At 64.6% G+C, this 23,872-nt stretch carries 23 protein-coding genes; 13 read left to right on the forward strand and 10 right to left on the reverse strand.

What is annotated here, in order from left to right; translation table 11 throughout:
• Nucleotides 1-19 precede the first annotated feature (19 nt).
• Nucleotides 20-2,701: an alpha-ketoglutarate dehydrogenase gene (mdeB, locus tag VE092_RS16770; RefSeq protein ID WP_324878679.1), complete on the reverse strand. Its 2,682-nt coding sequence runs from the start codon at nt 2,699-2,701 to the stop codon at nt 20-22.
• Between the two features lie 313 nt (nt 2,702-3,014).
• Here mdeB and VE092_RS16775 point away from each other — a divergent pair, with 313 nt between their 5' ends.
• Complete coding sequence (locus tag VE092_RS16775) at nt 3,015-3,494, forward strand: Lrp/AsnC family transcriptional regulator (protein WP_006461679.1); 480 nt, start codon at nt 3,015-3,017, stop codon at nt 3,492-3,494.
• A gap of 94 nt (nt 3,495-3,588) precedes the next feature.
• Here VE092_RS16775 and VE092_RS16780 read toward each other — a convergent pair whose 3' ends face one another.
• Nucleotides 3,589-4,113, reverse strand: coding sequence for a response regulator (locus VE092_RS16780; protein ID WP_324878681.1), 525 nt, complete (start codon nt 4,111-4,113; stop codon nt 3,589-3,591).
• Nucleotides 4,114-4,320: 207 nt separating this feature from the next.
• Here VE092_RS16780 and VE092_RS16785 point away from each other — a divergent pair, with 207 nt between their 5' ends.
• Nucleotides 4,321-4,752, forward strand: coding sequence for a hypothetical protein (locus VE092_RS16785; RefSeq protein ID WP_324878683.1), 432 nt, complete (start codon nt 4,321-4,323; stop codon nt 4,750-4,752).
• Nucleotides 4,753-4,782: 30 nt separating this feature from the next.
• Here VE092_RS16785 and VE092_RS16790 read toward each other — a convergent pair whose 3' ends face one another.
• Nucleotides 4,783-5,649, reverse strand: coding sequence for an AraC family transcriptional regulator (locus VE092_RS16790; protein ID WP_324878685.1), 867 nt, complete (start codon nt 5,647-5,649; stop codon nt 4,783-4,785).
• Between the two features lie 172 nt (nt 5,650-5,821).
• Between VE092_RS16790 and VE092_RS16795 the strand changes: the two genes are divergently transcribed.
• A complete protein-coding gene (locus VE092_RS16795) occupies nt 5,822-6,706 on the forward strand; it encodes a CPBP family intramembrane glutamic endopeptidase (RefSeq protein ID WP_324878687.1) in 885 nt (294 codons plus the stop codon).
• 12 nt (nt 6,707-6,718) lie between these two features.
• On the opposite strand, the gene VE092_RS16800 is transcribed toward VE092_RS16795, so the two are convergent.
• Nucleotides 6,719-7,285 carry a pyridoxamine 5'-phosphate oxidase family protein gene (locus VE092_RS16800; protein ID WP_324878689.1) on the reverse strand — a complete coding sequence of 189 codons (567 nt, stop codon included), beginning with the start codon at nt 7,283-7,285 and terminating at the stop codon, nt 6,719-6,721.
• A 184-nt stretch (nt 7,286-7,469) separates the two neighbouring features.
• Between VE092_RS16800 and VE092_RS16805 the strand changes: the two genes are divergently transcribed.
• Entirely contained in the window at nt 7,470-7,793 is a 324-nt protein-coding gene (locus tag VE092_RS16805) for a hypothetical protein (RefSeq protein ID WP_324878691.1), read from the forward strand.
• 55 nt (nt 7,794-7,848) lie between these two features.
• Here the strand turns inward: VE092_RS16805 and VE092_RS16810 are convergent, their stop codons facing one another.
• The gene (locus tag VE092_RS16810; RefSeq protein ID WP_324878693.1) at nt 7,849-9,015 is read right to left on the reverse strand and encodes a 4-hydroxybenzoate 3-monooxygenase; all 1,167 of its coding nucleotides are present in this window, start codon (nt 9,013-9,015) and stop codon (nt 7,849-7,851) included.
• A gap of 208 nt (nt 9,016-9,223) precedes the next feature.
• On the opposite strand from VE092_RS16810, the gene VE092_RS16815 reads away from it, so the two are divergent.
• On the forward strand, nt 9,224-10,132 hold the full coding sequence (locus VE092_RS16815) for a helix-turn-helix domain-containing protein (RefSeq protein WP_324878695.1): 909 nt from the start codon (nt 9,224-9,226) through the stop codon (nt 10,130-10,132).
• 45 nt (nt 10,133-10,177) lie between these two features.
• On the opposite strand, the gene VE092_RS16820 is transcribed toward VE092_RS16815, so the two are convergent.
• A complete protein-coding gene (locus VE092_RS16820; RefSeq protein WP_324878696.1) occupies nt 10,178-10,978 on the reverse strand; it encodes an IclR family transcriptional regulator domain-containing protein in 801 nt (266 codons plus the stop codon).
• A 249-nt stretch (nt 10,979-11,227) separates the two neighbouring features.
• Here VE092_RS16820 and pcaH point away from each other — a divergent pair, with 249 nt between their 5' ends.
• From pcaH to pcaD, 4 genes are all read left to right on the forward strand, one after another.
• Complete coding sequence (gene pcaH / locus VE092_RS16825) at nt 11,228-11,920, forward strand: protocatechuate 3,4-dioxygenase subunit beta (protein WP_324878698.1); 693 nt, start codon at nt 11,228-11,230, stop codon at nt 11,918-11,920.
• A 24-nt stretch (nt 11,921-11,944) separates the two neighbouring features.
• Nucleotides 11,945-12,457: a protocatechuate 3,4-dioxygenase gene (locus VE092_RS16830; protein WP_324878700.1), complete on the forward strand. Its 513-nt coding sequence runs from the start codon at nt 11,945-11,947 to the stop codon at nt 12,455-12,457.
• 105 nt (nt 12,458-12,562) lie between these two features.
• The gene (gene pcaB, locus VE092_RS16835; protein WP_324878702.1) at nt 12,563-13,939 is read left to right on the forward strand and encodes a 3-carboxy-cis,cis-muconate cycloisomerase; all 1,377 of its coding nucleotides are present in this window, start codon (nt 12,563-12,565) and stop codon (nt 13,937-13,939) included.
• A gap of 47 nt (nt 13,940-13,986) precedes the next feature.
• Complete coding sequence (pcaD, locus tag VE092_RS16840) at nt 13,987-15,249, forward strand: 3-oxoadipate enol-lactonase (protein WP_324878704.1); 1,263 nt, start codon at nt 13,987-13,989, stop codon at nt 15,247-15,249.
• Nucleotides 15,250-15,347: 98 nt separating this feature from the next.
• Here the strand turns inward: pcaD and VE092_RS16845 are convergent, their stop codons facing one another.
• The 3 genes from VE092_RS16845 to VE092_RS16855 are packed head-to-tail and all read right to left on the reverse strand — an operon-like array spanning nt 15,348 to nt 18,576.
• The gene (locus VE092_RS16845; RefSeq protein ID WP_324878706.1) at nt 15,348-16,532 is read right to left on the reverse strand and encodes an ABC transporter substrate-binding protein; all 1,185 of its coding nucleotides are present in this window, start codon (nt 16,530-16,532) and stop codon (nt 15,348-15,350) included.
• 28 nt (nt 16,533-16,560) lie between these two features.
• Nucleotides 16,561-17,517 carry a PDR/VanB family oxidoreductase gene (locus VE092_RS16850; RefSeq protein ID WP_324878708.1) on the reverse strand — a complete coding sequence of 319 codons (957 nt, stop codon included), beginning with the start codon at nt 17,515-17,517 and terminating at the stop codon, nt 16,561-16,563.
• A 9-nt stretch (nt 17,518-17,526) separates the two neighbouring features.
• A complete protein-coding gene (locus VE092_RS16855; protein WP_324878710.1) occupies nt 17,527-18,576 on the reverse strand; it encodes an aromatic ring-hydroxylating dioxygenase subunit alpha in 1,050 nt (349 codons plus the stop codon).
• A gap of 315 nt (nt 18,577-18,891) precedes the next feature.
• Between VE092_RS16855 and VE092_RS16860 the strand changes: the two genes are divergently transcribed.
• A complete protein-coding gene (locus VE092_RS16860) occupies nt 18,892-19,401 on the forward strand; it encodes a MarR family winged helix-turn-helix transcriptional regulator (RefSeq protein WP_324878712.1) in 510 nt (169 codons plus the stop codon).
• A 13-nt stretch (nt 19,402-19,414) separates the two neighbouring features.
• Here the strand turns inward: VE092_RS16860 and VE092_RS16865 are convergent, their stop codons facing one another.
• Nucleotides 19,415-20,314, reverse strand: a complete 900-nt coding sequence (locus tag VE092_RS16865) for a LysR family transcriptional regulator (RefSeq protein WP_324878714.1) — start codon at nt 20,312-20,314, stop codon at nt 19,415-19,417.
• A gap of 208 nt (nt 20,315-20,522) precedes the next feature.
• Between VE092_RS16865 and VE092_RS16870 the strand changes: the two genes are divergently transcribed.
• From VE092_RS16870 to VE092_RS16880, 3 genes are all read left to right on the forward strand, one after another.
• Nucleotides 20,523-21,731, forward strand: coding sequence for an ABC transporter substrate-binding protein (locus VE092_RS16870; protein ID WP_324878716.1), 1,209 nt, complete (start codon nt 20,523-20,525; stop codon nt 21,729-21,731).
• 30 nt (nt 21,732-21,761) lie between these two features.
• Complete coding sequence (locus VE092_RS16875; protein ID WP_324878718.1) at nt 21,762-22,787, forward strand: aromatic ring-hydroxylating dioxygenase subunit alpha; 1,026 nt, start codon at nt 21,762-21,764, stop codon at nt 22,785-22,787.
• 106 nt (nt 22,788-22,893) lie between these two features.
• Nucleotides 22,894-23,835 (forward strand): PDR/VanB family oxidoreductase, encoded by a 942-nt coding sequence (locus VE092_RS16880; RefSeq protein WP_324878720.1) that lies wholly within the window; start codon nt 22,894-22,896, stop codon nt 23,833-23,835.
• The last annotated feature ends 37 nt before the right edge of the window (nt 23,836-23,872 follow it).

A 23,872-nucleotide genomic window follows, 5' to 3' on the forward strand; every position in this document is an offset into this window, starting at 1 on the left:
GTGTCCCGCCGCTTGCGCATCAGATCGTGCTCGACAGCGGCTTGGCCGTATCGATACCCAGCGTACGCGCTGCATCTTCCAGCCGCGCACGATCCTCTCCCCAGACCTCGCACAACGCCGTATAGGCGATCCAGCGTGCATCGATCTCGAAGAAGTCGCGCAGGTTCACGCGCGTGTCGCTGCGGCCAAAGCCGTCAGTACCGAGCGTCACATACTGCGCCGGCACGAAGGCACGAATGCTCTCCGGCAGGGTACGGATGTAGTCGCTCACCGCGATGACCGGTGCAGCGCTGCCCTGCAGTTGCTGCGTCACATAGGGCAGCGGGTGCGCGCCCGACAGACGCTGGCTGCGCTGCGCCGCCACGCCATCACGCGCCAGTTCGGTATAGCTGGTCACGCTCCACACCTCGGCCTCGATCTGCCAGTGCTGCTGCAGCAACGCGGCGGCGGCCACTGCTTCCTTCAGGATCGGGCCGGCACCCAACAGACGCGCCTGCGCGTTCTCCTTGCGACCCAGGCAGTACAGGCCGCGCAGGATGCCTTCCTGCACGCCCGGCGGCAGGCTGGGCTGGGCCTCGTTTTCGTTGGTGACGGTGATGTAGTAAAAGACGTCCTCGCCGCGCTCCATCATGCGGCGCATGCCGTCGTCGAGGATCACCGCCAGCTCGTAGGCATAGGCCGGGTCATACGAGACGCAGTTGGGAATCGAAGCTGCCGTCACCAGGCTATTGCCATCCTGATGCTGCAAACCCTCGCCGCCCAGGGTGGTGCGCCCAGACGTGGCACCGATCAGGAAGCCACGCGCACGCTGGTCCGCCGCCGCCCAGATCAGGTCGCCGATACGCTGGAAACCGAACATGGAATAGTAGATGTAGAACGGCAGCATCGGCGTGCCATGTACCGAATAGGCAGTCGCGGCGGCCGTCCAGGAAGAGATCGCGCCGGCCTCGGTGATGCCCTCTTCCAGAATCTGGCCATCCTTGGCCTCGCGATAGTAGAGGATGGAACCGATGTCCTCCGGCTCGTACAACTGCCCCTGCGAGGAGTAGATGCCGACCTGGCGGAACAGGTTGGCCATGCCGAAGGTACGCGCCTCATCGGCCACGATGGGCACCACGTAACGGCCGAACTCCGGGTCCTTCAACAGATTGCCGAGCTGGCGTACCAGCGCCATGGTGGACGACATTTCCTTGCCATCGGCTTCCAGCGCGAACTTGCTATGCGCCTCCAGTGCCGGCACCGCGCGGCGCGCCTGGCCGGCATCGCGGCGTGGCAGGTAGCCGCCCAGCGCAGCGCGGCGGGCATGCAGGTGCTTCATCTCGGCGCTGTCGGGCGCAGGCTTATAGAAGGCCAGTTCGCGGCACTGCCCATCCGACAGCGGCAGCTTGAAGCGGTCGCGGAATTGCAGCAGGCTTTCCTCGTCCAGCTTCTTCTGCTGGTGGGTGGTCATCTTGCCTTCACCGGCCGCGCCCATGCCGTAGCCCTTCTTGGTCTGGGCCAGGATCACCGTCGGCTGGCCGCGATGCTGGGCCGCCGCCTGGTAGGCCGAGAAGATCTTCCTCATGTCGTGCCCGCCCCGACGCAGGCGGTTGATTTCCTCATCGGTGAGCGTGGCGCCAATAGCGCGGGTGCCCGGTGTCTGGCCGAAGAAATGCTGGCGGTTGAAGGCGCCATCGTTGGCGGCGAAGGTCTGCAATTGACCGTCCACCGTGCGGTTCAGGGCGTCCACCAACTCACCGTCGCGGTCGCGCGCGAACAGGCCGTCCCAGTCCGAGCCCCACAGCAGCTTGATGACGTTCCAGCCGGCGCCGGCAAACAGGGTCTCCAGCTCATCGACGATGTGACCGTTGCCGCGCACCGGACCATCCAGGCGCTGGAGGTTGCAGTTGACCACGAAGATCAGGTTGTCCAGCTTCTCGCGCGAGGCCAGCGAGAGCGCCGCCAGCGATTCGGGCTCATCCATCTCGCCGTCACCGAACACGCCCCACACCTTGCGTCCCTGATCCTGCAACAGGCCGCGATGCTCCATATAGCGCAGGAAGCGCGCCTGGTAGATGGCATTGATGGGACCGATGCCCATGGAGCCGGTCGGGAATTGCCAGAACTGCGGCATCAGCCAGGGATGCGGGTAGGACGACAATCCCTGGCGACCGACGCGCTTGGCCTCGATCTCCCGGCGGTAATAGGCCAGATCCTCTTCGCTCAAGGCCCCTTCCAGGAAGGCGCGGGCATAGATACCGGGCGCCGAGTGTGGCTGGAAATAGACCACGTCACCGGCGAATTTGTCATCGCGGGCGCGGAAGAAATGATTGAAGCCGACCTCGAACAGGTCCGCCGCCGAGGCGAAACTGGCAATATGCCCGCCCAGCTCGCCATAGGCACGATTGGCGCGCACCACCATGGCCAGAGCGTTCCAGCGCATGATGCTGGCGATGCGTTCCTCGATGGCCTGGGCGTCCGAACCACCGGGGAACGGCGGCTCCTGCTCGGGGCGGATGGTATTCACGTAAGGGGTATTGCGCGCATCGCGCCAGTTCACGCCCCACTGCTGGGCCGCCGCCGACAGGCGCGAGAGCAGGAAGCGCGCACGCTCCGGTCCGGCCTCGGCCAGCACGCTTTGCAGCGCCTGCAACCACTCCTGGGTTTCCTGGGCGTCGATGTCGATATCGCGGGCGATATCGCTGTCACTGGGGCGGGACATGTCCACTTCCTGATCTCCTGTCTGGTGGCGCGCCGAGGCGGGCGCAACGCGGGCCGGCATAAAAGCTGCTGACGCTGCAATCGCTGCTATGCAAAGAGACCAAAAGCCGGTAAAACACAGGCCGCGCCATCGGTCTCCCGCGCCCGGCGCCTTTTCGGTCTGGTCTTGTTGATGAGGGCTTGCTTGCGAGATGGGACTACCGGACTACGATACGCCGGATGACCCGGCATGAGTCACTTAAAACAGGAAGTTACCGTACAATAATCAGCATCCAGTGCTGAAAAACTGAAACCGACAGAATTTAATTTCGATAATGGAACTCGATACCACCGATTTGCGCATCCTGAACATTCTTCAGGAGAACAGTTCGATCAGTAATCTGGAGCTTGCCAGCCGCATCAATCTTTCACCGTCCCCGACCCTGGCGCGCGTCAAGCGGCTGGAAACCGAAGGCATCATCTCGCGCTACGTGGCGCTGGCCGATCCGCACCTGCTGGGCCTGAAGGTCAACGTCTTCGTCAAGGTGATCCTGGAGCGCCAGGGCGCCGAAGCGCTGGCCCAGTTCGAGACCGCGGTGAGCGCCTTCGATGAAGTGATGGAAGTCTACCTGATGACCGGCGACGAGGATTACCTGCTGCGCATCGTGGTGCCCGACCTGCTGACGCTGGAGCATTTCATCGTCGACCATCTCACCAAGATCCCTGGCATCAAGAACATCCGCTCCAGCTTCGCGTTGAAGCAGATCAAGTACAAGACCGCCCTCCCCACGCCCAAGATCAAGACCCGCCGCTAGGCCAGGGCCCATCGCCAGCCGTGCCGCCCATGAAAAAAGGGCCACCCGGCCCTTTGCTGCCTTCCGCCCGGAGGCCGCTGCATCCGCAGCCGCATCAATGCACGGTATCGCCTTCCGGCCGGGGTGGGTCGTCGTGCCGTCGCGCCGGATGGGGGGCCAGCCCCTGCCTGACCTCCCTCATTACGGTGGCCGCCAGCGGTTCCCTGGCCGCATGCGCGTCGCACCAGCGTTGCACCATCTCCACCACGCACCGCGCATAGTGTTCGCCATCGACCGGCTTGGGCTGGTAGTGACTCGCGCCAGCTGCCAGCGCTGCCTGCTCGCCTTCCGTGTCACGCGAGGGAAACACCACCACCGGCGCCTGCGAGAGATGCTTGCTGGCGCGCAACTCGCGCAACAGCTCCAGTCCATCGCAGCAGCCCATGTCGGATTCCAGCAGGATCAGGCAGGGTGCCACACCATCCCCGCTGCGCCGGCCCTGGAGCAGACAGCGGCGCGCGCTGCTGGCGTCGGGACAGCTCCGGAAGGCGCAATGCAGGCCCGCGCGCCATAGCGCGAAGCGCGCCAGTTCGACGGCTTCCTGGCTGGGATCGATCATGACGATACTGGGGAAATTCATTCTCGGGACATCCTGGATAACGGCTAAGGCAAAGGCACACTGCCACCTACCGTTGTACAGGAGCATGGCCGCGGCGGGCATCGGGAAATTCCTGACGTCCTGCCTGCGGCGCTGACAGCTCATTGTCAGGAATTCCCCTATCGGCAGCGATAGCGGGACTGGCTAGACTGGCAACAGTCGATCAGCCCTCCAAGGAAGCCCCAGCCCATGATGCCGTTTGCCAAAGTGCGTGTCCCCGTCCCCGGCGCCCTGCTGGGCATGGTCGAGTTGTATGTCAGCAGCGGCCCGCGCATCATGGCCGTGCGCAATGGCAATGCGCACGACTGGTCCAGCCTGTACGCCAGCCCGCGCAAGGTACTGGAATGGTTCGCCACGGCTGGCTTCGCCGCCAGCGGCGAGCGTGCCGCGCTGACCGGCTTCCAGCCCTGTGCGCGGCGCCTGGCCAGCCTGGACCAGCTCAAGAACACGGTGCGTCCGCCACTGGCGGTGCCGCGCTTCTGGCAACTGGATGGCAGCAATTATGGCTTCGATGCCAGCCCCCACCTGCCCTATTGGCTGGCCGTGAACGACGCCTCCTTCATCCCGCTACTGGTGCCGGCGCACCAGGTGGCGCATTTCTCGCGGGCCCTGGTGGCCTGAACGGATCTCTTCCGGGGCGCTCCCGCAGCGCTACCTCAACGGCAGATAGATATCGGTCAGCAGCTCGCCCGGCGGCGTGTCCGGCAGCAGGTTGAGATAGTGGAAGTACAGCGGGAAGTCCCGCAATTCCTCGCCACTGCCAGGCAGCCACTGCCGATACAGCGGATAGATGCTATCGGCCATGCGCTCGTGCGCACCGGCATGGCGTACCCGCGCACAGCGTCCGCCCGGAATCAGCTTTTGCACCAGCCCTTGCGGATTGTCGGGTAGCGCCCCCTCGATCTCGCCGCAGATATCGAAGCGGAACTGCTCCGGGGGCGTGGTATCGGGATTGTCCCAGGCCAGCCCGAAGGTCCGGCAACGCTCCACCGGTGACAGGCCGGTGGACTTGCGCCACTCGATGAAGCGCGCCACGGTGGCATTGAGGGTGGAGACCGGGCCTCGGTGTTCCAGCACGGCGATGAGAATGGGTTCTACGACGACGATATCGACTTGCACGTCCACTTTCCTTTCAGGGATACGGAATACATAGCGCTCGTTCCAGGCCGGCCAGTCGGGCGCACGCCGGAACTGCGAAGGCGATTGTCCGAAGGCACTGCCAAAGGCGCGCGTGAAGGATTCCGGATTTTCAAAACCGGCTTCCAGGGCGATCTCAATGATCCTGCGTTCATGCCGGAACGCCAGTTGCAGGCTGGCGCGTTTCAAGCGCATGAGCAGGATGTAGCGAGCGACCCCGACGCCGACGAAATCGGCGAATTGCCGCTGGAAATGGAACCGCGAAAAATGGGCGACGCCGGCCAGACGATCCACATCGAGGTCTTCGTCGAGATGACGTTCGATATGGTCGAGCACCCGCTCGAAACGGGCCACATACGATTTTTTGCGTGCATCACTCATCTTGTCCTCGGTTCACGGGACGTACTGTGCAAGAATCGGCACCCTAAATCCTGACCGAAATTGCGCAATGTCTTAACGAATCGGCGCGAGTGCATCACCGCCCCACCGGTGCCCATGGTAAAACAGCGGTCTCGCCATTCCGGAAACGGCGCACGCCGTGCTTCAATTTTCCATGTCCACCTTGTCACTGCCACCGCTGACTGGCGCCCTGCTGTTGATGCTGGCCCTCTGCGCCGTCTGGCTCCCGGCCCGGCCGCGCACAGGAGCACTGCGCCTGCCGCCGTGGCTGGCCTTGCTGCTGCTGGCACTGATGGCCGCCCTGCTCGCAGCGCAGGTCGATGCGGTCGGTGTGCTCGGCCTGTTGCTGTTGGGCCTCGCTGCCTGGCGCCTGCCCCATGCGCGCTACGCATGGCAGGACGGCCTGCTGCTGAGCCTGGTGATCGGCCTGAGCCTGCTGCTGGCCCTGCATCGCTGGCCCGGCTTCAGCAATCCGCTGGTGCTGCCGAGGCAGGCTCTCAGCGCCGGGGCGCTGCCCTTTGCGCTGCATGCGAATCTGGACAAGGGCGCCGCCGGCCTGTTGTTGCTGGCCCTGTTGACGCGCCGCTGTCATGCGCCACAGGAATGGCGGGACGCCCTGCGCCGCGCGCTGCTGCCGGGCCTGCTCACCATCGCCGCAGTGATGCTGCTGGGCTGCCTGGCAGGCATGCTGCGTCCCGATCCCAAATGGCCGCCTGAGGCCGCGTTGTTTCTCACCCTCAACCTGCTGTTGACGGTGGTGGCCGAAGAAGCATTCTTTCGCGGCCTGCTGCAGCAACGTCTGCAGGTAGTTCTGCGCGGGCGGCGCGGCGGCACGACGTTGACGGTGCTGCTGTCGGCCCTGCTGTTCGGGTTGGCCCACCTGGGCGGCGGTCTGCCCTATGCCGCACTGGCCAGCGTGGCCGGTCTCGGCTACGCCATCGCCTACCAGCGCAGCGGCCGCATCGAAGCGGCCATTGCCGTGCACTTCGCGCTCAATGCGGTGCACTTCCTCGGCTTCAGTTATCCGATGCTGGGCTGAGCCGGTGGCGCTTCAGGGCGCGATCCACTGCCCTTGCCACGCTCCCGCATCGCGGCGGAATCGGGCGCGGCGATGCCGGCCCGGGCTCAGGTCCAGATAGTCGATGGCCTCCAGCACCACCTCCACCAGCGTGAAATTCTCGAAACCATCCGTATCCGGCTGCGACTGCACCTGGCCATCCTGCGGCCGGGCGATGACCGTCCCCGGGGCGTGCGGCGTCTGGTAGAGGATCAGGGTATGCGGGCGCGCACCGGACCACATGCGCTGTACACGCGCGCTGTCCGGTACCGGTTGCGCCCTGCCGTTCAGGCGCAATTGCAGATGACGGTCCAGGTCCAGCCCCAGCATCGCGACCCGACTGTCGGCAGCCAGCTCGGCCAGCTTGGGCGAACGGCGGTCGGTATGAAAGACCAGCGTGCCGGCCGCTTGGTCGGCCTCGCGCAGGACGATGGAGCGCAACTGCGGGGCGCCGTCCAGTCCGCACGTGGCGAGCTGCCAGATGGTGAAGGGAGATCGGGTGGGACTGGCGCCCAGGCGCAGGTGGTCCCACAGGCTGGCATGGAGTTCGGGCAAGGTCATGGCGGCATTGTAGAGCCTGGCGCCGGGGGGCGCTCAGGCCGCTGCTTGACATCCTGGCGTCAGGGCAGCGTCAGTGCATTGTCAGAGCGCTGTGCCACCATGAGGACTCGATGCATCCCCCTCGATGTCCAGATTGCAGCACGTCACTCGTCCCGCGCCACGGCGGGAACAAACGGAGCCTGGCATGAAAATCTACTGGTCGCTCAAACAGATTCCCGAACTCGCCGGCCTTGACCGCAGGCAACGCCTGGCGCGCTGGCGGGGGCTCTCGCCGCGCCTGCTTCGTCACTGGCAAACCTGGATGGGCCTGCTGGCCTGCGCCGTGCTGGCGGGGCTGGGGCGCAGTGTCGGCCTGGGCCATCCCGGCAGCATCCTGGGAGTGCTCGCCGGGGCAGAGTGCTATTGGCACGCCTGCGTCTACGTCGCCCGACGCTACTACCGCCGGCTGCTGGCACAAGGTGACAGGGCCGTGGAGAAACGGCCGCCGGAAGCGGGCCGTTACCAGTGATCCGGCCTTCGCGCGGATCCTGGCGGCAACATCGGAATGGCGATGCGGCGCGGATTCAGAAGGCGCCGACGTAGTTTTCCGCCAGCGCCGTCGACAGCGCCCGCGAATTGACTACATTCTCCAGCTCGGCGCGCTGGATCTGGCGCTGGAACGGCGTGGCATCCTCGAAGGTGTGCAGCATGCTGGTCATCCACCACGAGAAATACTCGGCGCGCCAGATGCGCTTGAGCGCCAGCTCGGTGTAGGAAGCCAGCCCTTCCTCGCTGGACTTGCGATAGAAGCCGTCGATTCCTTCGGCCAGGCGCTTGACGTCCCCCACCGCCAGATTCAGACCCTTGGCCCCGGTCGGCGGCACGATGTGGGCCGCATCGCCGGCCAGGAACAGTCGTCCGTGCTGCATCGGCGTGGAAACGAAGCTGCGCATGCCGATGATGCCCTTCTGGAAGATCCGGCCTTCCTTGACTCGCCAGCCATCACCGTTTTCCAGCCGGGTGTGGAATTCGTTCCAGATGCGGTCGTCGCTCCAGTTGTCCACGCTGTCCTTGGGGTCGCACTGGAAGTACAGGCGCTGCACCGTAGGCGAGCGCGTGCTCACCAGCACGAAGCCGCGCTCATGCTGGGCATAGATCAGCTCGTCCGAGGAAGGCGGCGCCTCCACCAGCACACCGAACCAGCCGAAGGGATAGATACGCTGGTAGTCCTGGCGACGGCTCTCCGGAATGGCCGGACGCGAGACGCCATGGAAGCCATCGCAGCCGGCGATGAAATCGGCCTCCAGGGTGTGCTGCTCGCCCTCATGCATGAAGCGTACGCGCGGCTTGTCGCTCTCGATCCCTTCGATCGTGGTGCTACTGACGCCGAACAGCAATTGGCCCTGCGCCGCCAGGCGCGCCGCCACCAGGTCCTTGATCACTTCGTGCTGGGCATAGACGGTGATGGCCTGGCCGGTCAGCTCGGTCAGGTCGATCCGGTGGCGACGGCCGCCGAAAGCCAGTTCAATGCCGTGGTGCAGGGCGCCTTCGCGCTTCATCCGCTCACCCACACCGGTCTCGGTGAGGATGTCCATGGTGCCCTGTTCGAGCACGCCGGCACGGATGGTGGATTCGATTTCTTCCCGGCTGCGGGTCTCCAGCACGACAGATTCGATGCCCTTGAGATGCAGCAGGTGGGATAGCAGCAAACCGGCCGGGCCGGCGCCGATGATGGCAACTTGGGTACGCATGGGGGTCTCCGTGATCAGGGTCAGGTACATCCGCGCGCCTTCGCAGGGGCGCCGGAATGCCGGTACACATCTGTTTTTCTTGTTGTTATGGCGGCCATCTTAGTCGGCAGAGGGCAAATTAAAAATGGATGATCACGCCAAAAACTTGTACTATTTTTACATACCAACAAGATCCGTCTGTCGCTCTCGCACAGTCGAAGGAGACACCATGCCTCAGGCACGCAGCAAACCCCGCGCCAGCGAGGTTCCCCAATTTTCCCTGTACGGCGAGGCTGTGCGGCCGGACGATGCGGAATCGGTGCATATCGAACTGATCGAGACGCGCAGCCGCATCCATGACTGGCATATTGCACCGCACACCCACACCGGTCTTTTTCAGGTACTTTTTTTAATGTCGGGCCATGTCAGCGCTCTGATGGAAGACGAGGTCTGGGAATACGACGGGCCGGTGGTCATCACCATCTACCCCTCGCTGGTACACGGTTTCGACTTTTCGGAACGGGCCGTGGGTTTCGTGCTGACCGTCGATCCGCACGTGGTGTTTTCGGCCGGCGGCGATGCCCATGGCGAACTTTTTTCACCACTGTTCCTGCGCCCCATGGCGATCGAACTGGGCCGGGTGCCGGACCTGCACACGCGCATGGAAACCCTGCTACGCCTGTTGATCGCCGAGTCCGCCGCACCTCGCACCGGCCATACGCTGATGCTGGAATGGCTGGCGCGCAGCGTGATGCTGCTGCTGGTGCGACTGGAAGCGGATCATCGTTCGGCCGAGCTGTCCGGACGCGGCGACTTCGAGCTGTTCAGTCGCTTCCGCACGCTGGTGGAGCAGCATTTCCGCGAACAATGGCAGGTCGCGGTGTATGCGGACAAGCTGCGCATCACGCCCAGCCGCCTGAACCGCCTGTGCCTGAAGCTGGCCGGCCGCTCGGCCTTTGACCTGGCACAGCAGCGGCTCATCCTGGAGGCCTGCCGCAAGCTCACCTACGTGCCTTCGGGCGTAGCGACCATCGCCTACGAACTGGGCTTTCAGGACCCGGCCTATTTCAGCCGGCTGTTCAAGCGCCATATGGGTGTCACGCCCAAGGAATATCGGCGCACCCATGTGGAAGAATAGGCAGGCCCGGCCGTCCTGGCAGCGCAGGCGCAGGGGTGCAAGGGATCACAACAGCGCGCCCAGTTCCACCTGGATCTTGAGCATGGCCGGCAGGCAGCGCTCGACCATGTCTTCCAGCTTCATCCGCGCCGCATGCACACTGATGTTCATGGCCGCCACCACCTCGCCGCGGAAATTGCGCACCGGCACGGCCATGGTGCGCAGGCCCAGTTCCAGTTCCTGATCCACCAGCGCATAACCCTGGGCACGGGCGCGCGCGATCTCCAGTGCCAGGCGTTCGGGATCGGTGATGGTATTGACGGTGATGGCCTCCGGCTGGGCGCGGGCCAGGATGACATCAAGCTGCGCCTGAGGCAGATTGGCCAGCAGGATGCGGCCATTGGCAGTGCAATAGGCCGGTACCCGCGTCCCCGGCTGCAGGGTGGTCGAGACCAGTTGCCCCGCGCTCACCGCCGCTACGCACACCAGCTGATCGTGGTCCAGCACCCCGCACGAGGCCGCCTCGCCCAGCGAATAGGCCAGCCGGTACAGCAAGGGCTGCACGATGCGCGGCAGGCGAGCCGAGTGCAGGTAGGACTGGCCCAGCCGCAGCACCGTCGGCGTCAACGAAAAGGTCTTGTTGTCGTGGCGCATGTAACCCAGATGGGTCAGCGTGAGGAGATAGCGCCGGGCGGCGGCGCGGGTCAGCCCGGTCAAATGCGCCACCTCGGCGATGGTCAGGCGCGAGCGCTCCTGGTCGAAGGCTTCGATGACCTGCAGGCCCTTTTCCAGGCCCGCCACCAGGTCGCGCTTCAGCGGCCCCGCCTCGTCCTCGGCCATGTCCTCGTCGATTCGCTCTTGCTGCATGCGTCCCCGCCCTGTGGATAAGACAAGCTGATGCCGGTCACTGCAGGCTTGCTGCAGAAAATCGGCTATTTGTGCGATTCTCGCACAAAGTGGGCGAATGGCGAATATGCTGCGCTGCGTTGGCCTTGAGGCAGTCCGGGGGCTTGCCTACTATCTCTCCACACCCAAGCACGGCGCGCAAATCGCACATTCCCGGCAGCACGGCAATGTGTGCAGGCGCAGCCGCCCCTAGCGACCTGAGGAGACCTCATGCAATTCGATGCCATCGAACCCGGTGTCTATCCGGACCTGATCTATCCCCCCTACAAGTCGACCGTCAAGCGCGGCCCCACCCAGGCGCCCCTGCGTGTGCGCGACGAGACCGCCACCGGCACCAACCTGTTTGCCTCGCCCAAGCTGATCCTGCCGCACGACATGGACCTGACCAGGCAAGGCAAGGGCGAACCCCTGGGCGAGAAGATCGTCGTCACCGGCCGCGTGCTGGACGAAGACGGCAAGCCGGTACGCAATTCCCTGCTGGAAGTCTGGCAATGCAATGCCGCCGGCCGCTATTTCCACAAGAAGGACCAGCACGATGCTCCGCTGGATCCCAATTTCACCGGCTTCGGCAAGATGCTCACCGACGACGACGGTCGCTACCGCTTCGTCAGCATCAAGCCCGGTCCCTATCCCTGGGGCAACCACCACAAGGCCTGGCGTCCGGCGCACATCCACTTCTCGCTGTTCGGCAACGTTTATGCGCAGCGCCTGGTCACGCAGATGTACTTTCCCAATGACCCGCTGTTCGACTACGACCCGATCTTCCAGAGCATCCCCGACAAGGCTGCCCGCCAGCGCCTGATCTCGCGCTTTTCGCTGGAAGAAACGGTGGACGACAAGATGCTCGGCTACGAATTCGACATCGTCCTGCGCGGCCGCAACGCCACGCCCATGGGTATCTGACGCACTGACTGAGCAGGAGCAAACATGAGCAACATCACCACCTCGCAGACCATCGGCCCCTTCCCTCACGAAGCCTGGGCCTGGGCCGTGGAACTGACCGCCCGCGTGGACAGCAGCGCACCGCAGGTCAAGGTGCACGGCGCCATCTTCGACGGCGACGGCGTCCCCATCAACGACGCCTGGGCCGAAGCCTGGCTGCCCGCCAGCGCCCCGGTCGAAAGCGCGCAGGCCATCCCCGGCTATCGACGTGTGCCTACCGGCGAAGATGGCGGCTTCGCCTTTTCCATCTCGCAAGCACAGGCCACGGCCGGCAAGCCGATCGCCTACGTGACCGTGTTTGCGCGCGGCCTGGTCAAGCACCAGTTCACCGCGGTGTTCCTGGAAGACGACCCGGCCCTGGCGCAATCGGCGCTGCTGGAGCAGGTACCGCCAAACCGGCGCGACACGCTCATCGCCCGCAAGCAGGCCGATGGCAGCTATGTATGGAATATCCACATGCAGGGCGAGCGCGAAACGGTATTCTTCGATTACATCTGAACTGAACGCCGCGTACGGCGCCGCTGACAGGGGATCCGCAGGCCCAGGCCTGGCGGGTCCCGTTTGCGTTGCAGCGGCATGCGTACGGACCCACCTGGAGATTTCATGAGCGTTTCGATATTCGACAGCTTCCTCACCAGCTCCGAGATGATCGCCGTATTCGACGACGAGGCGGTGGTACAGGCCATGCTGCGCTTCGAACAGGCACTGGCCGAGGCCGAGGCCGCCGAGGGCGTGATCCCCGAGAGCGCCGCACGCGCCATCGCCAGCGTGTGCCGGGCGCCGCTGTACGACATCCCGGCGCTGATCGTGGCAGGACGCCGTGCCGGTGCGCTGGCCATCCCCCTGGTCAAGGAATTGCAACGCACGGTCGCGCTCTATAGCGAAGAAGCCGCGACCCACGTGCACTGGGGCAGTACCAGCCAGGATGTGCTCGACACCGCCATGGTACTGGTCACCCGCGACGCGCTGGCTCTGATCGATACTGAGCTGGCCACCCTGGCCGGACGACTGCTGGAACTGGCGCGGGCCCACCTCGATACGCCGGTGCTGGCGCGCACCCTGATGCAGCCGGCCCAGGTCACCAGCCTGGGCTTCAAGTTGTGCGGCTGGGCCGCGCCCTTGCAGCGCTCGCGGGCGCAGTTGCAGACCTTGTCCAGTCATGCCCTGCAACTGCAACTGGGCGGTGCAGTCGGCACGCTTGCGGTACTGGGTGACAAAGGACCGGTGGTCGCCGCGCGCATGGCAGCGGCGCTGGAACTGGCTACGCCCGAAGCCGCCTGGCATACCCAGCGCGACCAATGGATCAGGCTGGGTACCGAGATGGCCGTACTGGCCGGCAGCCTGGGCAAGATCGCCACCGACCTGTCGCTGATGGCACAAGGCGAGATCGCCGAACTGGCCGAACCCTCCGGCAATGGACGTGGCGGCTCTTCGGCGATGCCGCACAAGCGCAACCCGGTCTCGTCCATGATCGCCCTGGCCGCCGCCGCCCGCGCCCCGCAGCAAGCCGCCGCGCTGCTGGCCGCCATGGGACAGCAGCACGAGCGCGGCCTGGGCAACTGGCAGGCCGAGCTGGCCGAGTGGCCGGCCCTCTTCCTGGGTGTGCATGGCGCGCTGCGCGCACTCAACGAAGCCTTCTCCGGCCTGCAGATCGACCACCAACGCATGCTGCGCAACATCGATGCCCTGCAAGGGCTGGTATTTGCCGAATCGGCCTCGATCGCGCTGGCCGGGATCATCGGCCGTCCGCAAGCGCATGCCCTGCTGGAACGCCTGACGCGCCAGACCGTGGCCGAGGGAAAGCAGCTGGTGGACCTTCTTGTAGAAGCGGTCGAGTCCGACGCGCAGTTGAGCAAGACCCTGGACAGCCAGCACCTGCGCGCCCTGTTCGACCCCGTCGTCGCGACCCGTCCGGCGCGCCGCCTGGCCGAACAACAACTGGCAAGAATGCAGGCGGCACCCGACACACCGTCCGCCTGAGCGGAACAGGACTGCTGGAAAACACATCAAGACAGAGAGAGAACACCATGAGCTACGATCCGCTGGACCATGACTTCGAGCGCGGCATGCGCAACCGCCGCAGTGTGCTGGGCGATCAGTGGGTGGACCGGTCGGTGGCCAACGCCACCAACTTCAATGCCGACTTCCAGAACCTGATCACCCGCTTCGCCTGGAATGAAATCTGGGGCCGTCCCGGCCTGGACCACAAGACCCGTCGCATCATCGTGCTGGCCATCACCATCGCGCTGGGCCGCTGGGAGGAATTCGAACTGCACGTGCGCGCCGGCCTGACCGCCGATGCCGCCACCCGCCTCACACCCGACGAGATGAAGGAAGTCATGATCCAGGCTGCCGTCTACGCGGGAGTCCCAGCCGGCAATACCGCCTTCACCCATGCACAGAAGATCCTGCGTGAGGTGGGCGAACAGATCGGCTACACGGTGGCAGCGCAGGCGCCGTCCGACAGCATGCATCCCGGCATCGGTCGCGCCGGCCGCAGCAGTGCCTCCCCGGCACTGCATTACACGCTGCGCGAACCGCGCAACGGCAAGGCACCGCGCCATACGGTGGTGCTATCCCATGCACTGGGTACCGACCTGATGATGTGGGACGGACTGGCCAACCGGCTGGCGGCGGATTGCCGCGTGATCGCCTACGACCATCGCGGCCACGGCAGCTCGGAAAAGCTGGAAGGGCTCTACAGCATGGCCGACCTGGCCGACGATGCGGCCCGCCTGTTGCGCGAACTGGATAGCGGACCGGTGGTCTGGGTGGGGCTGTCCATGGGCGGCATGGTGGGGCAGGAACTGGCGCTGCGGCATCCTGCACTGGTACGCGCACTGGTGCTGGCCAACACCACTTCAGCCTATCCAGAGGCGGCGCGCGCGGCCTGGCAGCAGCGTATTGCCACCGTGCGCGCGGAGGGCATCGAGGCGATTGCCGACGCCGTGATGGGGCGCTACTTCCATGAGGATTTCCGCGCGACGCAAGCGGCCACGGTGGCCCGCTACCGTCATCGACTGGTCACGACCGATGCGGTGGGCTATGTGGGCTGCTGTCATGCAGTGGGCACGGTGGACACCGCTGACCGGGTCGGAGCGATCCGGGTACCGACACTGGTGATCGCCGGCGAACTGGATCAGGGTACGCCGGTGGCCATGGCACGGGCTCTGGCGGATGCCATTTCGGAGGCGCGGCTGGAGGTGATTGCCGGGGCTTCCCATATCAGTGCGGTGGAGCAGCCGCAGGCCTTCGACGCGCTGGTCACGGCCTTTATCGACGGGCTTTGAGGCCACGCGGCCAGCCTTGGCCGCGGAACACAGAACGCTCACCGGCCATCACCTCCTGCATTGCGAGGCGGGGCCGGTATGCCGGATGTGGATCGCGTTCACACGCCGGGGTCGCGCACCTTGTCCACCTTGTCGAACTCGACGTTGTAGAACTCGTTGCCCTTCTGCTCAGCCTTGCGCATGTAGACGGTCTGCACGATATCGCGTGTGCCCGCATCGATGCTCACCGGGCCGCGTACACTCTCCCAGCTCATGCCCTTCATCGCGGCCAGCAGCTTTTCACCGTCGGTGTCCCCGCCGGTCTTCTTCAGCGCTTCGTACAGCAGGTGCATGCCATCATAGGCACCTACCGAATGGAAGTTGGCCCGCATTCCCTTGTTGGCCTGGGCGATGCCCTCTACGTATTCCTTGTTGGCCGCAGAAGGATGTGCCGCCGAATAATGGTGACTGCTCACCACATCCCTGGCCGCCGCGCCGATCCCGGCCATCAGGTCATCATCGAGCACATCGCCGGTGCAGATCAGCCGTATGCCGGCCGCCGCCAGTCCACGCTCGGTGAACTGTTTGAGCACCGCGGCGCCCTCGCCCGAGGGAACGAAGACGAACAGTGCCTCCGGTTTGGCATCCTTGACCCGCTGCAGGAAGGGCGCGTAGTCGGGATTGCGCAACGGAACGCGCACGCTCTCCATCACCTTGCCGCCGGCTTCGCCGAAAGTCTTCACGAACACCTTTTCCGCATCCAGGCCCGGGCCGTAATCCGAGACGAAGGTGACCACACTCTTGATGCCGTTCTTCGCCGCCCAGGATGCCAGCGGCGAGGTGACCTGCGCCAGCGTGAAGCCGGTGCGCACGATGTAGGGAGAACGCTGCACGATGATGGAGGTGGCCGCCGCCGTCACGATCATCGGTACCTTGGCCTGGGTCGCGATGGGCGCGGCCGCCAATGCCAGCGGGGTCAGGCCGAAGCCCATCAGGATCTGTGCCTTGTCGCGTGCCACCAGCTCCTGCGCGAGCCGCTTGGTGACGTCGGGCGAGACGCCGCCGTCGTCCTTGAGCAGGATCTCCACCTTGCGGCCGGCCACGCTGTCGCCATTCTTTTGCTGGTACAGCTTCACCGCTGCCTCGATCTGCCGCCCGGTCGAGGCGAACGGTCCCGACATCGGCACGATCAGGCCGACTTTCAGTGGATCCGCGGCGCGTGCCAGCAGGGGCAGGCCTGCGGCCGTCAGGGCCGCACCGGCCAGCATCAGCTGGCGGCGCCTTGCATCGATCATTTCGCTCATCGTGTCTCCTCTTCTAGGTTCTCGTTTTTCAAAGATCCAGCACCAGCAATGCGCTCTTCGCGCGGGAACAACAAGGTGTGAACTGGTCGTTGGCGGCCCGCTCTTCATCGGTCAGGTACTGGTCGCGGTGATCGGGCTGCCCCCCCAGCACGCGCGTAAGGCAGGTGCCGCAGATCCCCTGCTCGCAGGACACCGGCACCTCCACGCCATGCTCGGCCAGCACCTGGATCACCGTGCGCTCGGGCGGGATGGTATAGACCTCGCCACTGCTGGCCAGCTTCACCTGGAAACTGCCGTTGCCCGCGACATCCACCGGTGCCGCGCCGAAATACTCGAAGTGCACCTGCGCCTCCGGCCAGCCCTGGGCACGGGCGGTATCGACCACATGGGCGATGAAGCCGTCGGGGCCGCAGACATACAGATGCGTGGCCGGATCGGTGCGCGCCAGCAGGGACGCCAGGTCCAGCTGTTGGACGGCGTCGCCATCATCGTAGTGATGCACCACGCGCGCGGCGAATCCCGAGTCCGCGATCCGCGTGCGGAAGGCCTGGCGTGCCGGTGAGCGCGCGCAATAGTGCATCTCGAAGGAAGCCCCGGCAGCGGCCAGCGCTTCGGCCATGCAAAGGATGGGCGTGACGCCGATACCGCCGGCCAACAGCAGGCTGTGCGGTGCCGGCTGCAATGCGAACTGGTTGCGCGGCGCGCTGATGGTGACGAGGTCGCCCACCTTCAGCGCATCATGCACGGCCTGAGAACCGCCCCGCGACCGGGGATCGCGCAGCACGCCGATCTGGTAGCGGTGCCGTTCATGCGGCGCATTGCACAGCGAATACTGGCGCAGCAGACCACCGGGAAGATAGACGTCGATATGGGCACCGGCTGCAAACTCCGGCAATGGCTGCCCGTCCACGGCCACCAGCTCCAGGCCGATGATGCCCTCGGCCTCCTCGCGGCGCGCCGCGACCTTGACCTGCAATGTCGTCATGCTGTCCCCTTACGCCGCGGCAGCCTTACCGGCCCCGGCTTCGCGGACCAGCCACTTTTCCAGTACCTTGCGGGATTGCACGCCGCCGGCATCGATGTTCAGTGCCAGCAGGCGGCGCTCGGGGTGTCGCAACAGATTGGCCTGCTGCAGTTCCAGCATCTCGCGGTCCTCGCCGAAGATCTTGCCCTGGCCTTCGCGGATGGTGGCGGTCAGTTCCTGGTCGTCGGGACGGAAGTGGCGCGCCATGCCCCAGAAATACCAGTGCGAAGTCTCGGTCTCGGGCGTGATGAAGTCCACCACGATACTGGATGCCTTGTGCTCGGCCGGGGCCTCGTAGCCACCATGACCGGCATGGGCCACCCCGACTTCGATCATCACGTGGCTGGGCGGAGAGAAGCGGCAGATCTGCCAGCGGTCCACAGGCACCTCATCGGCCAGACCGTTGCCGCGCAGGGCCATGCGCCAGAACGGCGGCGGCATGATGTTTTCCATGAAGCGGCTGGTGATGACCTGCTCACCCTCGACGCGCGTATTCACGGGCGCCTCGTCGATTTCCTTCTGACCGATGCTGGAAGCGTGGACATAGGTCTCGTGCGTAAGATCCATCAGGTTGTCGATCATCAGCCGGTAGTCGCAGTTGATGTGGTACAACCCGCCGCCGTAGGCCCACTCCGGGTTGTCGGCCCATTCGAGATGATGGATCAGGGCCGGGTCGGCCAGCTCCTTCTCGCCGGGCCAGACCCAGATGAAACCGTAACGTTCCACCACCGGGAAACTGCGGATGCACGGAAAGCCGCGCACCCGCTGGCCGGGCATGCTGACGGTCTTGCCGTCGCATCCCATCTCCAGTCCGTGGTAGCCGCAGACCAGCTGCCCCTCGCGCACGAAGCCCAGCGACAACGGCGCGCCGCGATGCGGACAGAAGTCCTCCAGCGCCGCCACCTGGCCTTGTGCGCCACGATAGAACACGATCTTTTCGCCGCAGATCTGGCGGCCCAGCGGCTTGCTGGCGATTTCGTCGGGGGTACAGGCAACGTACCAGGCATTCTTGGGGAACATGACGGTCTCCTCTCGGGTAAATTCCTCAATCGGCACGCGGCACAGGCCGGCGCCCTGATCAGTCTTCGATCTCTTGCTGGTGTGATCCGCAGCTCTGTTGATCCAGATCCTGTCGGGTCTCCTGATTTTTTGTTTTAATATTCAGTGCACTGAATGTATGCGAAAAAGTATCCGCCAATCGGCTCCGCAAGTAAACTCACTGGCGGAGTTTTTTCGTTGCGCATTGCATCAATTGATGCAGGGAAAGCAGCGCCGATCCTCCCTGCTCATCCTGCCGATCCGAACCGCCAACCCGTCTCACCGATTGCCCACACCATGTCCACCACACCGCACCCCGACCAGGAAAGCCAGCTGACCGACCTCTACGAACATCCTGGCCACCTGTTGCGGCGGGCGCAGCAGATCTCGGTCTCGATCTTCCATGACGAGATCGGCGGCGTGGTCACGCCGGTGCAATATGCCGTCCTGCGCATGCTGTCCAATCATCCCGGCATCGACCAGGTGACCCTGTCCGGACTGGTGGCCATCGACACTTCCACGGGCGCCACCGTCTGCGCGCGACTGGAAGAAAAAGGTTTGCTGGTGCGCGAGGTGATTCCGCACAACCGGCGCCAGCGCGCCCTGCGCATCACCGCTGCCGGCGAAGCCCTGCTGGAAGACCTGGTGCCCGGCCTGCAACGCCTGCGCAAGCGCATCCTGGCACCGCTGGACGAGGCCGAGAAGGCGCAGTTCATGCAGCTGCTGGACAAGCTGGTGCATGAAAACAATCCGCACAGCCGTGCCCCCCTGGCACGACCATCGCGCGATCCGGACCGCGAGGGCTAACAAGGCATCCGGCTCAGCCTGCGAACATGCGTGCCAGCACCGAGCGCAGCCAGACATTGCCGCCGTCCTTGTGATACTTGCGATGCCAGTGCTGCTTCAGATCGAAGGAAGGGATTTCGAAAGGCGGCTCCACCAGTTTGATGTTGGCGAACTGCGCAAAGGATTCGCCGACCGCGCGCGGCACCGTGGCGATCAGGTCGGAGGATGCGATGAGGAAGGGGATCGACATGAAATGCGGAGTCGATATCACGATGCGCCGCTCGATCTTGCGCCGTAGCAGGAATTGCTCGAACACTTCCTGACTGCGTCCTTCCGCCTTGATCACCGCATGTCCCATGCTGAGAAATCTCTCGATACTGATGCGGCGCGAGCGATGAGGATGATCGGCGCTGAGCAGGCAGATGAAGTCATGGGAGAAGAGCCGCTGCTGGAAGAAATTGCGGTTCTTCAGATCGGGAAAAAATCCCACCGCCAGATCCACCTCGCCACGTTCCAGTGCCGCCGCCAGTTCGGGTGGGGACATCGTGACCGAGAGCAGGGAAGCGTGCGGCGCTTCGTGCCGCAGATGATCAAGCAGCTTGGGCAGGAAGGTCATCTCGCCGATGTCCGACAGGGCCAGCGTAAAGCGTCTTTCCGTCGTGGCAGCATTGAAACTTTCACTGGCCAGTACGTCGGTATGCACCCGCTGCAGGATATCGCGCGTCGGCGAAATCAGCGCCACGGCGCGTGGCGTCGGTTCCATCCCGCGAGCGGTACGCACGAACAGCGGATCGCCCAGAGCATGACGCAACTTGTTGAGCGCCACGCTCACCGCCGGCTGGCTCATTCCCAGCCGGCGCGCCGCCCCGCTCACGCTACGCTCATCGAAGACCGCCAGTGCGATCGGCAAGAGATTCAGGTCGAAAGAGGTCATCCCCGCTCCAAGTATCAGTTCTTCCGCAGCATGCCACAACACGCACTTCCCCGCCGCACACAGAATTCGAAAATCGCATAAACATTATGCGGAAGATTCTATTTTCAAATAATTTCGGCTCTGTATGATCCATCGACAGGACTGCCATCCGACATCCATTACAAGGCAGCCAGTCCCGGTATGACCGGACCACCAGAGAGGAGACGACATGCAAGTCAAGAAGCTTGCCGGTACAGCGCTTGCGCTGGTGCTGGCGTGCAGCATCGCGCCCGCCGGCGCCGGCAATGCGGGCGACACCATACGCATCGGGGTGATCACCTCGCTCACCGGACCGGCTGCGCAGAGTGGCGAACAGATGAAGGCCGGCATCGATACCTGGTTGCGGCAGAACGGCAGCCAGGTCGCCGGCAAGAAACTGGAAGTGATCTACAAGGACGATACCGGTCCCCAGGCCGATGTGGCCAAGCGCCTGGCCACCGAACGGCTGGTGCGCGAGAACGTGGACATCCTGGCCGGCTTCGTCTTCACGCCCAATGCCATCGCGGCAGCAGCCGTCGCCGAGAAGGCGCGCAGGCCCATGGTGGTGATGAATGCCGCCGCTTCGGGTGTGACCGAGAAATCGCGCTACGTCACGCGCACCTCCTACACCATCGCGCAGTCGGTGCAGCCGCTGGCGGACTGGGCCTACAAGACCGGATCGCGCAAGGTGTTTTCCATCGTCTCCGACTACGCGCCAGGCATCGACGCGGAGACCTGGTTCAACAACAGCTTCGCGGCCCACGGTGGCCAGGTAGTGGCCACCGTGCGGGTACCGCTCAATACGGTGGACTACAGTGCCTACCTGCAACGGATCAAGGATGAAAAGCCGGATGCCATCCATGTCTTCCTGCCCAATGGCCAACCCATGGTGGCCTTCATCAAGGGCTACAAGGAAAAGGGTCTGGACAAGGCCGGCATCCGCTTCCTCGGGGGCGAAGGCTGGGCGGACGAAGATGTGCTCGCCATGGGGGGCGATGCCATGCTGGGCATCTATACCGCCGGCTTCTATGCCTATTCCCGGCCCGGCGCGGAAAATGCACGCTTCCTGCAAGCCTTTTCGCAGACCGTAGGTGGGCGCTTCCAGCCCAATTTCCTGTCGGTATCGGCCTATGACGCGATGAACCTGATCGCCGCCACGCTGACCCGGACCGAAGGCCACGCCGAGGCCGTCCGCTTCATCCAGGCCGCCGCCACCTACAGCGCCACCAGTCCGCGCGGGAGCGTGAGCATCGATCCCGCCACGCGCGATATCGTGCAGACCATCTATATCCGTCGCATCGACAAGAAGGAGGGCAAGTACGTCGCCACCGAAATCGACCGCTACGACGGCGTCAAGGACCCGGCCAAGTCGGCGGCGGCCGCTGGCCGGATGAAGTGAAGCATTCCCCCGTTTCGCAAGGAGAGCAACATGTTTGTACTGAACCAATGGTATGTCGCGGGTTTCATCTGGGAATTGCAGGATCGCCCACTGGCCCGGACCTTGTTGAACCAGCCGGTGGTGCTGTTCCGTACCGGCCAGGGTGAAGTGGCGGCGCTGGAAGACCGTTGCTGCCATCGCAGCCTGCCCCTGTCGTGCGGTACGCTGGAGGAGCAGGGCCTGCGCTGCGGCTATCATGGCTTGCTGTTCGCCCCCGGCGGACAGTGCCTGGATATTCCCGGACAGGCGAAGGTGCCGGGCAAGGCCTGCGTGAGAGCCTACCAGGTGGCAGTACGCAACCAGGTGATCTGGATCTGGATGGGGCAGACCGCAGACGAGCCGGCCCACGGCGAGCCACCGGAAATCGCTGCCCACGACGACCCCCGCTATCGTTTCAAGGGCGGCGTATTCCACTATCAGGCGCCCTACCAGCTGATCCACGACAACCTGCTGGATCTGAGCCACGTCGGCTATGTCCATGGCAAGACCATCGGCGGCAATGCACGAACCCACATGGAAGCGCCTACCCGGGTCAGCAGCCAGGACCGGCAGGTGCGGGTGGTACGGCACATGCTCGACTCGCTGCCGCCAGCCACCTACAGCGCGGCCTGGCCATTCCGGGGACGCATCGACCGCTGGCAGGAAATCGATTTCGAGGTCAGCCATCTCAACATCTTCACCGGTGCGGTCGATGCCGGTAGCGAGCCGGTGGACAATCCCGGGCGCGGCGGCTTTCACATGCGCGGGTTCCATGGCATCACGCCGGAGACGGACAACACGACCCATTATTTCTGGACCATGGCCTGCTCCAGCCATCCCGACATGCCGGACAACCTGGAAGATGTCTACCAGCAAACCGCGGCCACCTTCGAGGAAGATCGCATCATCATCGAAGCGCAGTATCGCAACATGCGCCAATTTGCCGGGCGCGACATGATCGACATCCACGTCGATGTCGGCGCCAATCGCGCGCGCCGCATCATCGATGCGCTGACGGCCCCGCAACAGACGGCCTGAGCGATCCCCTTCCCTGCAGCTCCACCGGGCTGGCGGGCGCCAGCCCCTCTCGCTTCCATCCATCCCACTCTGAACCGGCCGCTTTCACGGCGGCCGGACCGCTGCCATGAACGTCGTCATTGATTCCATCATCCCGGGTGCGGCGGATATCCGCATCTTCATTCTCAAGCCTGCCGATGGCGGCGCCTTACCGCCCTACAAGGCGGGGGCGCACATCGACCTCCTGCTGGGCAACGGCCTGCTGCGCCAGTATTCGCTGTGCTGCCGCAAGCCCTCGCCCGACAGCTATCGCATCGCCGTCAAGCGCGAGGACAGCTCGCGCGGGGGCTCGGCCTGGTTGCATGCTCATGCACAGCCAGGCATGCGCTTGCAGATCAGCGCACCGCGCAACGCCTTTGCGCTGGGTGACGCCTCCGATCCGCATCTGCTGCTGGCAGGCGGCATCGGTATCACGCCACTGCTGGCCATGGCCTATGCCCTGCTGGACCAGGGTCGGCCGTTCGTACTGGCCTGCTTTGCGCGCGATGCGATGCTGCTGCCCATGCGGGAAGAACTCTGCGCAGGCCCGCTGGCCGCGCACACCCGGGTCTTCCTCGGCAGGGATCCGGCCGGCACGCGCGCCGGCATCACCGGCATCATGGCCGGCCATCCCAGGGCACAGGTCTATACCTGCGGTCCACACCGCTTCATGGAGACGGTTGCGGAGTTGACCACGCAGCGCTACGGCGCCGGCTGTCTGCATCAGGAATCCTTCCAGGCAGTCCCGGCAGCCACAGCGGAAGACCGGCCCTTCCTGATCCGCCTCAGGGATGGCCGGGAAATTCCGGTGGCGGCGGACCAGACCGCCCTGGCCAGCCTGCAGCAGGCCGGCGTCGACCTGCCCTGCTCATGCGAAGTGGGTGTATGCGGAACCTGCCGCGTGGGATTGTGCGAGGGTGTGCCCCTGCATCGGGACAACGTGTTGAGCGCCGAAGAAAAGGCCTCGGGGAAATGGTTCATGCCCTGCGTTTCGCGCGGGACTTCGGCCGTGCTGGTACTGGATCTCTAGGCGCCTGCCAGCAGGCGAGCAAGGGACAGGCGGCGCG

This window comes from Herbaspirillum sp. (assembly GCF_035644555.1).
Taxonomy (GTDB): domain Bacteria; phylum Pseudomonadota; class Gammaproteobacteria; order Burkholderiales; family Burkholderiaceae_D; genus Herbaspirillum.